The organism is Streptomyces montanisoli (assembly GCF_017813245.1).
In the GTDB taxonomy this organism is placed as follows: Bacteria; Actinomycetota; Actinomycetes; order Streptomycetales; family Streptomycetaceae; genus Streptomyces; species Streptomyces montanisoli.
The window spans coordinates 1-12014 of the sequence record NZ_JAGIQL010000177.1 but is presented as its reverse complement, the minus strand read 5'-3'; the positions used below and the strand labels follow the sequence as shown (position 1 = coordinate 12014).

Below are 12014 nucleotides of genomic sequence, written 5' to 3'. Positions count from 1 at the left end.
CGAAACAGCCGCCCGCGTCCAACGCCGACGGCAGCGCCAGCCGCGGCGTCCGCCGCGCCCGAACCGGCCGTCTCGGCGGGTGCATCCGCGTCTGACGCGACTGGGGCGCCGGCGTCCGCCGCGGACTCGGGCGCGTCTGCGTCCGGACCGTGCGCCGGGTCAGTCCCGGCCGGGGCCGTGTCCTCAGGGGCGGCGGCGCCGTTCGCCGTGCCGTTGCCCGGCGCCGCGTCCGCGGCGCCGGGCTCGGCTATGGCATCGATGTCAGAGCCGCCGGCAGCGGCCTCGGCGCCGGCGGCGTCGTCGCCGCCGTCCGGCGTGGCTCCGGCACTCTCGCTCACGTCTGCGTCCACCCCTCGCTGGCGTCGGTGGCGTCGAGTGCCGCCGGTCGTACCGATAGACGGGCGAAACGCCGCGTTGGTTGTGCGCACGTCCGTACGAATCGCCCCGCCGCGGCCGCCGCCGCCACGGCTCACACCGTGCGGTGAGTGACCCGTTCGCTCGCCACGCGCTGCGCGAGGCCCTCGGCGGAGAGCTTCTCCAGGTTGCGGCAGAGCACCACGGACGCGCCCGCCGCCAGCGGCGCGAACAGGCCGGCCGACAGCCCCTCCCACGTGTCGTACGGCAGCGCGGACAGCAGCCGGGACCCCGGCGCGAGTCCGCGTTCCGCCGCGTCGGCCGTCGCCTGCTCGACGACCTGTGCCGCCGTCAGTTCACGGCCGCCGACGCGCAGCGCGACACCCGCCGGGTCGACCGGCGCGTAGGGGGCGAACCGGTCGCCGTGCGAGGGGACTTCGACCGCGTAGTCGGCGAACCCGGCGGGCGGCTCGGGGAACCGCCCGCCCAGCGGGCGCAGCGCGAGGGCCAGGCGCTCGCCGCCGCACGCACGTGCCGCGTCGAGCGTGTCGGGGCCGCTGACGACGGCGTCGGCCGACGCCGGGTCGCCGCCCGGTTCCGCGCTGACGCCGACCGACGAGCAGGCGAGCAGCCACACCGCGGTCTGCCAGTGCGCGGGCAGCAGCAGCGAGAGCCGGTCGCCCGGGGCGGCCGACAGGTCGTCCTGGAGGAGGTTCGCCGTCTTGGCGACCCAGTTGGCGAAAGTCGCCACGGACAACTCAACGCGCTCGCCCGTCGCGTCGTCGTAGAAGGTGACAAGGGGACGTGCCGGGTCCGCGGCGAGCGCGGAACGCAGGAGGTCGGCGGGGGTGCGGTCGCTGGCGTTCACGCCGGGAAGCGTACGCCGTACGGGGCGTTGGCCGCGGGGACGCGGTGATCCGGATGATTCTGATGATCCGGTGATCGGAATGATAGGTACCGGTGTACGAATGAAGCGCCCGGCGGCGACGAAGCGCCCACGAGCGACCACGGCAGGAAGCGGAGACGACAGGTGACCGAAGCGATTCTCCTGGTCGGTGGCAAGGGGACGCGGCTGCGGCCCCTCACCGTGCACACGCCCAAACCCATGGTCCCGGCCGCGGGCGTGCCCTTCCTCACCCATCAGCTGGCCCGCGCCAGGGCCGCCGGCGTGGACCACGTGGTGCTCGCCACGTCGTACCTCGCCGAGGTCTTCGAACCGTACTTCGGCGACGGCGCCGAACTCGGCCTGCACCTGGAGTACGTGACGGAGGTCGACCCGCTCGGCACGGGCGGCGCGCTGCGCAACGTCGCGGACCGGCTGCACTCAGGCCCCGACGAGCCCGTGCTGATCTTCAACGGCGACATCCTGACGGGCCTCGACATCGGGGCGCTCATCGACGCGCACGGCTCGTCGGGCGCCGACGTCTCCCTGCACCTCACCCGCGTCGAGGACCCGCGCGCCTTCGGCCTCGTGCCGACGGACTCCACGGGCAGGGTGACCGCGTTCCTGGAGAAGCCGCAGACGCCGGAGGAGATCGTCACCGACCAGGTCAACGCGGGCGCGTACGTCTTCAGGAGGTCCGTGCTCGACACGATCCCCGCGGGGCGGCCGGTGTCCGTGGAGCGCGAGACGTTCCCCGGCCTGCTCGCGGACGGCGCGCACCTCCAGGGGATGGTCGACTCCACGTACTGGCTCGACCTCGGCACGCCGCAGGCGTTCGTCCGGGGCTCGGCGGACCTGGTGCTCGGCCGCGCGCCTTCGCCGGCCGTGCCGGGCACGTGCGGCGAGTGCCTGGTGCTGCCGACCGCAGAGGTCGCCGTGGACGCGAAGCTCACCGGCGGGACGGTGATCGGCGCGGGGGCGGTGATCGGCGAGGGCACGCGGATCTGCGGCTCCACGGTGCTGGACGGCGCCGTCGTGGAACCCGGCGCGGTGATCACGGACTCCATGATCGGCAGGGGGGCACGGGTGGGCGCCCGTACGGTGCTCGACGGCGCCGTGGTGGGCGACGGCGCGCACGTGGGCCCGGACAACGAGCTGCGCGGCGGGGTCAGGGTGTGGTGCGGGGCCCGCGTGGAGGCGGCGGCGATCCGGTTCTCGTCGGACGAGTAGACGACTGGGTGCGTACCCTCAGTACGGCACGACGCCGGTAACGGCACGACGCCGGTAACGACGCCCCGCCCGCAACCACCCACCCCGAGGACCCCGAGGACCGATGGCAGGCCGCTTCGCCCAGCGCCAGGGATCGGCCCTGCGGATCCGTCCCACGGCCGTACCCGGCCCCCGCCGCCGGTGGACGCCGCCCGAAGGACCCTACGACCTCGGCCTGGTCGTCGGGCCGCTGCGCAGGGGCCCGGCCGACCCGACGTTCCGGCAGACCGGGGACGGCGCGGTGTGGCGCGCGAGCCGCACCCCCGCGGGCACGGCCACGATCCGGCTCGTCCACAGCGGCGACGCGGTCGAGGCGGAGGCGTGGGGCGAGGGGGCTGACTGGCTCCTCGACCGGCTCCCGCAGCTGCTGGGCGAGTCGGACGACCCCGCCGCGTTCGTGCCGCGGCACAGGGCGGTGCTCGCCGCGAGCCGCCGCCGCCCGGGGCTGCGGCTGTGCCGCACGGGCCTCGTGCTGGAGGCGCTGATCCCGTCGGTGCTCGAGCAGAAGGTGACGACGATCGAGGCTTACCGGTCCTGGCGGACGCTCGTGCGCCGCTACGGCGAGCCCGCGCCGGGCCCGGCCGAGGGCCTGTACGTGATGCCGGCACCGCGCGCATGGGCGCGGATCCCGTCGTGGGAGTGGCACAAGGCCAACGTCGAGGAGAAGCGCTCGTCCACGATCCTGCGAGCGGTGCGGGTGGCAGCGCGTCTGGAGGAGGCGGCGGCGATGGACCCGGCGGCCGCCGCGGGGCGGCTCCAGCTGATCACGGGCATCGGCCCGTGGACGGCGGCGGAGGTGGTCCAGCGCACGAACGGCGCGGCGGACGCGGTCACGGTGGGCGACCTGCATCTGCCGGGCATCGTGGGCCACGTCCTGGCGGGCGAGCGCGACGCCGACGACGCCCGCATGCTGGAACTGCTGGCCCCGTACGCGGGCCAGCGCCACCGTGCGGTCCGCCTGATCCTGCTCAGCGGAAGAACCCCGAGCAGGAGGGCCCCGCGCATGCAGGTCGGCGACATCACGACGTGGTGACACGCGCGACGCCCCCCACATCACCCCCACACGGGGCCGCGCCCCGCGCCCGCTCGCAGAGCGGCGCGCGTCGGTCCGCGCCCTGCTGCGCTACGCCGTGCGCGACTGGTCTGCGCCCGCTGGCGCGCCTCGGACTGCGCCCGGCGCCGGGCAGCCCTGTCTGTGTCGCGCAGCCCCGCGCAAGGCGGACGCCGGTGGCCTGCGCCCGGCGGCGTCCCGTGGTCCTGGCCGGGGCGGTGCACCCCGTCCCGCGCACGGATGTGCTGCGTCGTGCGCGACAGGTCTGCGCCCGCTGGCGCGCCTCAGCCTGTGTCCGCAGCTCGCACGCTGTGGCGCCGGTAGCCCGCCCCTTCCGGCCTCGCGCTCGGCGGTGCACAGGGGAGCGCCCAGTAGCCCGTCCCTTCCGGTCGTGCGCTCAGCGCGGGACGGGCGGCGCGCGTCGGCCCGTGCCCTGCTGCGCTACGTCGTGCGCGACAGGTCTGCGCCCGCTGGCGCGCCTCGGACTGTGTCCGTAGCCCGCACACTGCGGCGCCGGAAGCCCGCCCTTCCGGTCGCGCGCCCGCCGGCGCACGGGGCAGCGCCCGCCAGCTCGTCCCTTCCGGCCGCGCGTCCGGCGCCGGGCAGCCCTGGCTGTCCCGTAGCCCCGTGCGAGGCGAGCGCCGGTGGCTCGCGCCCGGCCGCATTCAGGGGCCGCGCAGGCGTGCGGTCCCGGGGCCGGGCCGGGACGCGCGGTGCGGCGTCAGCGGACGGTGAGGAAGTCCTCGACCGGCCGCTCACCCCGCGGCGGCGGCGGGCTCGTGGCGCGGCCCACGGCCACCGCGCCCATGGGGTCCCAGTGCGCCGGCAGGTCCAGCACGTCGCGCACCACGTCGCGGCAGAACATCGTCGACGACACCCACGCCGACCCGAGCTGCTCGCCGGCCAGCGCCACAAGGAAGTTCTGCACCCCCGCGCCCATCGCCACCACGAACATCTCGCGCTCGGCCGCGTCGCGCCGCTCGTCCCCGTACGTGTGCGAGCCGTCCATCACCAGGCACGGCACGACCAGGTACGGCGCGCGTCGCAGCACCTCGCCCCTGCGTACGCGTTTGGCCACGGACTCCTCCGACTTGCCGTCACGCCGCAGGTCCGCGATCCACGCGTCCCGCATCGCGTCCAGCAGCCGGGTCCTGGCGGCGGGCGTCTCCAGCAGCACGAAGCGCCAGGGCGTCGTGTGGTGCGGCGCCGGCGCCGTCACGGCCGCGGCGACCGCGCGGCGCACCGCGCTCCCGTCCACCGGCTCGGACGTGAACTCCCGCACGGTGCGCCGCAGTCCGACCGCCTCGCGGACCGCCTCCGACGTGCCGAGCCGGAACATGTCGTCCGCGGCGACGCGTATCAGCTCGCGGGCGCCCGGCTCCGAGCCCGCCTCCGCGGCCGTCGCCACCAGGTGGGAGAGACCGCTCACCACCGCGACGGGCATCCCCGCGGCCTTGCCCTTCACGAGGTCGCCCGCCGCGGCCAGTTCGTCCGCCAGCGCCACCACGGTCGCGGACATCAGGTTCCCGTGCGCGTCGCGCTCGCCGCGCAGGTCGTCGAGGACCCGCACGCCCGCCGCGCCGATCGCGACGTCCGTGAGGCCGTTGCGCCAGGGCCGTCCGAACGTGTCCGTGAGGATGACGCCCACGTCGACGCCGAGCGCCTCGCGCAGCCCCGCGCGGAGCGCGCGTGCCGACGCGTCCGGGTCCTCGGGCAGCAACAGCACCGTGCCCGGGGGCGTGTTGGACGCGTCGACCCCGGCGGCGGCCATGACGAGCCCCTGCCGGTTCTCCACGATCCGCAGTGGGCCGCGCCGCGCGACGACCCGCACCGTCTCGGCGTCGATCGCCGCCTCGCGGTCGTCGGCCTCGACGATCCTGCCCTCGGCCTTGGACACGATCTTCGAGGTGACCAGCAGGATGTCGCCGTCCGCGAGCCCCGGTTCCGCGCCCGCGGCGATCAGCTTCGCGAGGTCGTCGCCCGAACGCACCTCGGGGAAGGCCGCGCCCAGCGCCCGCACCCGGTACGCGGCGCCGGCGTGCGCACCGTCCGCGCCGGCGCTCACGCCCGCACCTCCCCGGCGAGCGTCAGCGCCTCGCGCGCCATGGCGGCCGACGCGTCCAGGTCTGTCATCATCAACGGCACCGCACGCGCGCGGATCCCCGCGCTCTCGATGTCCGGCACCGCCGCGGCGTCCACGGTGTCCACCAGCCAGCCGTCGAGCAGCCCAGAGCCGTAGTGCTGGGCGACCGCCGTGGCCGTCGCCTCGACCCCGATGGCCGCCAGCACCTTGTCGGCCATCCCGCGCACCGGCGCGTCCCCCACGATGGGGGAGAGCCCGACGACCGGGACGCCCGCGTCCGCGATCGCCTCCCGGATGCCGGGCACGGCGAGGATGGTGCCGATGCTCACCACCGGGTTCGACGGCGGGAAGAGCACGATGTCGGCGGAGCCGATGGCCTCCAGCACACCGGGCGCGGGCTTGGCCTGCTCGGCGCCGACGGGAACGACGGCCCTGGCCTCGACGGAGGCGCGCATCCGCACCCAGTACTCCTGGAAGTGCACGGCCTTGCGCTCGCCGTCGACGTCGACCGCCACATGGGTCTCGACCCGGTCGTCCGACATCGGCAGCAGCCTGACGCCCGGCTGCCAGCGGGCGCACAGCGCCTCCGTGACGGCGCTCAGCGGGTACCCGGCCCCGAGCATCTGCGTGCGGACGATGTGGGTGGCGAAGTCGCGGTCGCCGAGCCCGAACCACTCGGGCCCCACGCCGTACTCGGCGAGCTCGGACTTGACCGCGAAGGTCTCGTCCGTACGCCCCCAGCCCTGCTCTTCGTTGATGCCACCGCCGAGGGTGTACATCACGGTGTCGAGGTCGGGGCAGATCTTCAGCCCGAACAGATGGATGTCGTCGCCGGTGTTGCCGATCACGGTGATGTCCGCGTCAGGCGCGGCCTGCTTCAGGCCGCGCAGGAAGCGGGCACCGCCGATGCCTCCGGCCAGAACCACAATGCGCATGGGGACAGTGTGTCAGCCGGAGGCGGCCCCTTCGCGCGAGGTGGCGGGGAGGGGCCGCGCGGCGGCGCAGTGCCCCGCCGCGGGCGGCTCGTGCATCGGCATCTCGGTCAGCCCCGGGTAGTAGACGTGCAGGCTCACCGCGGGTTCGAGGGACGCGTTGACCACGGCGTGCGTGTAGCCGGGAGGGAACACGCGCTGCGCGCCGGGCCCCAGCGCCCGGTCCGTGTGCCGCGGCTGCCCCGGCGCCCCCGTACGCTCCGTCAGCTCGCCCGCGAGGACGGTCAGGACGCCGGCCGACCTGCCGTGGCCGTGCAGCCCGCTGCCCTGCCCCGGCACCCACGAGAGCAGCCACACCTCGTAGCCGGGGCCGGTGCGCAGCCGGTGGTACCAGCGGGTGGTCGCGTCGTACCGCACGAGCGGCTCCCACGCCGCCCGGTCCGCGGCGAGGGTGCGCGCAAGACCGGCGAACTCGGCCACGGTCCCCGGGTGCTCGCGCACCGGCATGAGCAGGTGTTCGACCTCGAAGAGATCCCCGGCGATCTGGAGGTCACTGTCGCTGTTCATCGAGCGTGCGGTCCCTTGGTGAGAAGCGGGCGGCTGGGAAGTCGGCAGCCGGTAAAGAAACCGGCAGGAGTTGTGCAGAAAAACGTCAGAAGAAGAATGATTTTCTTACGGAACTATTCATCCGACTGATCGTGCTGTTCCGCTCGCGGGGGTGGGCGAACGGAAGAATGGCGGCTTCGCGGGATTCGCGTGAACCGGCCTGCCGGCGCGAGAGCCGGCAGCGGGGAGGGGGGAAGGCCGAACGGGAACCGGCGGGGTGCGACGGTGGTCGCGCGGCCCGGTCGGGCCGTGTCCGGATCGTTTCGAACGCTTCAGCGAGAGACGGGCGGCGAGGTGACGAGCCCGGCGGGCGTCAACAGCCTCGGCGGCGGCCCTGGCAGCAAGAACGGCTCGGGCGGCGACAGCGACAGCGGTCCTGGGCAGCACTGCGGTGTCCACGGAGGTGGGTCGCGAGGCGCGAAGGGGTCGCTGGCATGCCCTAAAGGTGGCGAATCGGTCCCCGGGATGTCAACTCGATGACCGGTTTGGCCGTAATGCTTCACCTCATCCGGTTGCTTCTCCCGCTCTCAGGTTTGGAGGTGCCGAGGTCGGGAGACATGGCGCAGCAACCGTGCTCGTCGGCCCCGTCGGGTGTCCGTGACCGGGTTGTGATCCGGATCGCTTTATTGGCCGGATTTCAACCGCGAGGTCGCGGGCGACGTCTCTCGGAGTGACGGCAGCCGCGCCGTGATGGGTGCGGGCAGGCCAGTGGCATGTGTCAGGTTTTTGCTGATTTGAACACTTACCGCATAGCCTTGGTTCCGCAGAGTGAATACCGGGTCCAATAGCAGACCTTCGCTTGACTGGCCCGCAGCACCACACTTGTAATTTCACTCGTGTCGTTCGGCCGAAAAGGACTGGCGGCCACAACACCACGGGGACGCGAAGACAGACGAGGGGCGCACATGACCGAGCTGTTCCAGCAACTGCTGGTCGAGGACGCGGAAGAGGAACTCGGCTGGCAGGAGCGCGCCTTGTGCGCACAGACCGATCCGGAATCCTTCTTTCCGGAGAAGGGCGGTTCGACCAGGGAGGCCAAGAAGGTCTGCCTCGCCTGCGAAGTCCGGTCGGAGTGCCTGGAATACGCCCTGGCCAACGACGAAAGATTCGGTATCTGGGGCGGCTTGTCGGAGCGTGAGCGGCGTCGCCTGAAGAAGGCGGCGATCTGAGCCACCGCGCCGGCCGCCGTCCCTGCCCTCCCCGCCGGCCGGCCGCTGCCCGGGCGCCCGCGCAGGTGACCCGCACGAACCGCCCGCCCGCTCCACGAACCACGGTCCGCCCGCCGCGCGCTCCCCGCGCGGGAGGCGGACCGTCGTCGTCGGGCCCGCCACCACCCCGGCACGCGCCGCCGCGTCCCGCTGCGCTGCGCCCGCCCGGGCCGCATCAGCCACTCCGCGCTCAGGGTTGGCCCCTACCGTTAGTGTGGTGGCCCGTCCCAGACGCTCAGCGCCCCATGGAGGGCGCGACCCCCGGCCGGAGGGCCCTTCACCTCGATGTCCGCCACCACCGCAGCGTTCGTGCCCGCCACCGCGGGCGGTCACGCGCCCGCCACACCCCCCGAGTACCCGCGCCATGTGGTGACCGCGGTCCTCGTCTCGCACGACGGAGCGCGGTGGCTGCCCGACGCACTCGCGGGCCTCGCCGGCCAGGAAAGGCCCGTACAGAACGTCGTCGCCGCCGACACCGGGAGCGCCGACGACTCCGCGCACCTGCTGGAGCAGGCGTTCGGTTCCGAGCGCGTCCTGCACCTCGCCCGCAGGTCAGGCTTCGGCACCGCCGTCGAGGAGGCCGTGCGCACCGCGCCCGTCCTGACCCCCGACGACCTGCCCTACCTCAGGCGGCCGAGCGGCTGGGACCCCGAGACGCGCACCTGGCACGACGAGGCGTACGAGATGCCCGAACTGCCGCACGGCGAACCGGTGCAGTGGCTCTGGCTCCTCCACGACGACTGCGCACCCGCGCCCGACGCGCTCGCCGAACTGCTCAGGGTCGCGGACTCCGACGCGTACGCGGCCGTCATCGGGCCCAAGCTGCGCGGCTGGTACGACAGGCGGCAGCTGCTCGAAGTCGGCGTCTCCATCGCCAACAGCGGCCGCCGCTGGACCGGGCTCGACCGCCGCGAGCAGGACCAGGGCCAGCACGACCAGGTACGCACCGTGCTGTCCGTCTCCAGCGCGGGCATGCTCATCAGGCGCGACGTCTGGGACGAACTCGGCGGCTTCGACCGCGGCCTGCCCCTCATGCGTGACGACGTCGACCTGTGCTGGCGCGCGCACTCCGCGGGACACCGCGTCCTCGTCGCACCCGACGCCGTCATGCGCCACGCGGAGGCCGCCGCACGCGAGCGGCGCACCGTCGACTGCGTGGGCCGCTCCGCGACCAACCCGCACCGCGTCGACAAGGCGGGCGCCGTCTACACGATGCTCGTCAACGCCCGCGGCTCCGCCCTGCCCTGGGTGATGCTGCGGCTCGTCGTCGGCACCCTGCTGCGCACCCTCGGCTACCTGCTCGCCAAGGCGCCGGTCCAGGCCGTCGACGAGGTCATGGGACTGTCCGGCACGCTGCTGCGGCCCGGCAGGATCCTCGGCGGACGCCGTACGCGCGCCGGGGCCACCACCGAGTTCTCCGAACTGCGGCCGCTGTTCCCGCCGCCCGGCGCGACCATCAGGGCCACCGTCGAACAGGCGGCGGCGAGCCTCGGCGCCGGCGGAGCCTCCGACTCCGAGACGGGCGGCTCACGCCACGGCGTCGTCGAGTCCGGCCCGGGCGGCGAAGACGCCGACTACATGGAGATCGAGCAGTTCGCGCGGCTGAAGAAGCTCGCGCGCAGGCCGGGCCCCGTGCTCTTCGCGGTCCTGCTCGTCTTCTCGATCGTCGCGTGCCGCGCCCTGCTCTCCGGCGGCTCCCTGGCGGGCGGCGCGCTGCTGCCCGCGCCGTCGCACGTGTCGGCGCTGTGGGACAGGTACGCGGACGCCTGGCACACCGCGGGCACCGGCGGCACCGAGACGGCACCCCCGTACCTCGCGATACTCGCCAGCCTCTCCTTCGTCTTCCTCGGCTCGACCGGGCTCGCGCTGACCGTGCTGCTGGTGTGCTCCGTGCCGCTCGCGGGCGTCAGCGCCTACTTCGCGTCCAGGTCCCTCGTGCCCTCCCGGCTGCTGCGGGCCTGGGCCGCCGTCGTCTACGCGTTCCTGCCCGCGGTGACCGGGGCGCTGGCCACCGGGCGGCTCGGCACCGCCGTCCTCGCCATCCTGCTGCCGGTGGCCGCGCGCGCCGCCGTCTCCGCCTACGGGCTGCGCGGCACCGGGCGCGGCACCTGGCGCGCCACCTGGGCGTACACGTTCCTCCTCACGGTCACCACCGCCTTCACGCCGGTCGTGTGGCCGCTCTCGCTTGTCCTGGCCCTCGCCGTACTCGCCCTGCGCCGCCGCGAGATCACCGCCTACGGGCCGCGCGTCCTGGCCGCGGTCGGCACGCCCATGGTGCTCCTCGCGCCCTGGTCGCTGACGCTGCTCACCAGCCCCCGCGACTTCCTGCGCGAGGCCGGGCTCGACTTCGACGCGGGCGCCGCGTCCGCGCTCGACCTCCTCGGCATGGACCCCGGCGGGCCCAAGGCCACCGGCGGCCTGCTGATGATGGGCGTCGTACTCGCCGCCCTCGCGGCGCTGCTGCGCCACGAGCGCGCCTTCGCCGTGCGCACCGCATGGGCGGCGGCCCTCGTGGCGCTGCTGTTCGCCGTCGCCTCCAACCGGGACGGCTGGGCGGGCCCCGCCACCCTCGTCTACGCGGTCGCGCTGCTCGCCGCCGCCCTCGTCGGCGCGGACGGCGCCCGCCTGCGCGTCGCCGAGATGAGCTTCGGCTGGCGGCAGCCGGTCGCCGCGCTCATCGCACTGCTCGCCGCCGTCGCACCGCTCGTCGCCGCGTTCACCTGGATGGCGACCGGCGCGGCAGGACCGCTCCAGCGCACCGACCCGAGCCAGGTGCCGGCGTTCGTCGCCGAGGAGTCCACCACGTCCGACCAGCCGCGCACCCTGGTCCTCAGCGGGACGTCACCCGGATCCGTCGCGTACACGCTGGTGCGCGGCGAGGGCAGCAGGCTCGGCGACGCCGAACTGACCAGGGCCGCGGGCGACGACCCGCGCCTCGACAAGGTCGTCGCGAACCTCGTGGCGGGCTCGGGCGCCGACCAGACCACGCAGCTGCGCGGTTTCGCCATCCGCTACGTCCTGCTGCGCGACGGCGCACCGCACGACATGGGCCGCGTACTCGACGCGACGCCCGGCCTGACCAGGCTCAGCCAGCTGGACGGCAGCGAGTTGTGGCGCGTCGACCAGCAGGTCTCCCGCGTCATGATCGTCCCGCCGTCCTCCTCCTCGCAGGACGGCTCCACCGGCGACACGGCCGCGCCCGTCTCCGTCGCGTCCTCGCCGGTCGACGCGCACACGAAGATCCCCGCCGGGCAGGACGGCCGGATCCTGCGGATCGCGGACCGCGCCTCGGACGGCTGGAAGGCGACCCTGGACGGCAAGCCGCTCGGCGCGACGACCGTCGACGGCTGGGCGCAGGGCTTCACGCTGCCCGCGCAGGGCGGCAGGCTCGACCTCACGTACGACGAGCCGATCACGCACACCGCGTGGGTGTGGCTTCAGGGGCTGCTCGGCCTCGTGCTGCTGGTGCTCGCCCTGCCGGGCCGCCGCACCGACATCGAGGACGACCTCCCGGACGAGACCCTGGCCGCCATCCCGCCGGAGGCGCTCGAGGGCGACGGGCGCAGGGCGCGCAGGCTGCGCGCCGCCGCCGAGGCGGAGGCCGCGGCCGCAGCGGCGCAGGAGACGC

At 74.5% G+C, this 12014-nt stretch carries 8 protein-coding genes and 1 pseudogene; 4 read left to right on the top strand and 5 right to left on the bottom strand.

Going from position 1 to position 12014, the window contains the following annotated elements; translation table 11 throughout:
- Window positions 1–338, bottom strand: a pseudogene (locus JFN87_RS28230) (hypothetical protein); the annotation flags it as partial.
- Between the two features lie 131 nt (window positions 339–469).
- Window positions 470–1222 (bottom strand): TIGR03089 family protein, encoded by a 753-nt coding sequence (locus JFN87_RS28225; protein ID WP_209344513.1) that lies wholly within the window; start codon window positions 1220–1222, stop codon window positions 470–472.
- A 162-nt stretch (window positions 1223–1384) separates the two neighbouring features.
- On the opposite strand from JFN87_RS28225, the gene manB reads away from it, so the two are divergent.
- Complete coding sequence (gene manB, locus JFN87_RS28220) at window positions 1385–2467, top strand: mannose-1-phosphate guanylyltransferase (protein ID WP_209344511.1); 1083 nt, start codon at window positions 1385–1387, stop codon at window positions 2465–2467.
- A 103-nt stretch (window positions 2468–2570) separates the two neighbouring features.
- Window positions 2571–3539, top strand: coding sequence for a DNA-3-methyladenine glycosylase family protein (locus JFN87_RS28215; RefSeq protein WP_209344509.1), 969 nt, complete (start codon window positions 2571–2573; stop codon window positions 3537–3539).
- 739 nt (window positions 3540–4278) lie between these two features.
- On the opposite strand, the gene JFN87_RS28210 is transcribed toward JFN87_RS28215, so the two are convergent.
- The 3 genes from JFN87_RS28210 to JFN87_RS28200 are packed head-to-tail and all read right to left on the bottom strand — an operon-like array spanning window position 4279 to window position 7139.
- Window positions 4279–5622 (bottom strand): coenzyme F420-0:L-glutamate ligase, encoded by a 1344-nt coding sequence (locus tag JFN87_RS28210; protein ID WP_209344507.1) that lies wholly within the window; start codon window positions 5620–5622, stop codon window positions 4279–4281.
- Entirely contained in the window at window positions 5619–6575 is a 957-nt protein-coding gene (cofD, locus tag JFN87_RS28205) for a 2-phospho-L-lactate transferase (RefSeq protein WP_209344505.1), read from the bottom strand. The genes JFN87_RS28210 and cofD overlap by 4 nt, the downstream gene beginning before the upstream one ends.
- A 12-nt stretch (window positions 6576–6587) precedes the next feature.
- Window positions 6588–7139 (bottom strand): cysteine dioxygenase, encoded by a 552-nt coding sequence (locus tag JFN87_RS28200; RefSeq protein WP_209344503.1) that lies wholly within the window; start codon window positions 7137–7139, stop codon window positions 6588–6590.
- 944 nt (window positions 7140–8083) lie between these two features.
- Here JFN87_RS28200 and JFN87_RS28195 point away from each other — a divergent pair.
- The gene (locus JFN87_RS28195; protein WP_030742398.1) at window positions 8084–8347 is read left to right on the top strand and encodes a WhiB family transcriptional regulator; all 264 of its coding nucleotides are present in this window, start codon (window positions 8084–8086) and stop codon (window positions 8345–8347) included.
- Between the two features lie 324 nt (window positions 8348–8671).
- A partial coding sequence (locus JFN87_RS28190; protein WP_209344501.1) for a glycosyltransferase family 2 protein occupies window positions 8672–12014 on the top strand: 3343 nt, incomplete at its 3' end.

What these genes read in the sequence shown, in the direction of transcription:
- JFN87_RS28215 (WP_209344509.1), top strand. Translation starts at nt 2,571, where the DNA reads ATGGCAGGCCGCTTCGCCCAGCGCCAGGGATCGGCCCTGCGGATCCGT.
- cofD (WP_209344505.1), bottom strand. Translation starts at nt 6,575, where the DNA reads ATGCGCATTGTGGTTCTGGCCGGAGGCATCGGCGGTGCCCGCTTCCTG.
- JFN87_RS28200 (WP_209344503.1), bottom strand. Translation starts at nt 7,139, where the DNA reads ATGAACAGCGACAGTGACCTCCAGATCGCCGGGGATCTCTTCGAGGTC.
- JFN87_RS28195 (WP_030742398.1), top strand. Translation starts at nt 8,084, where the DNA reads ATGACCGAGCTGTTCCAGCAACTGCTGGTCGAGGACGCGGAAGAGGAA.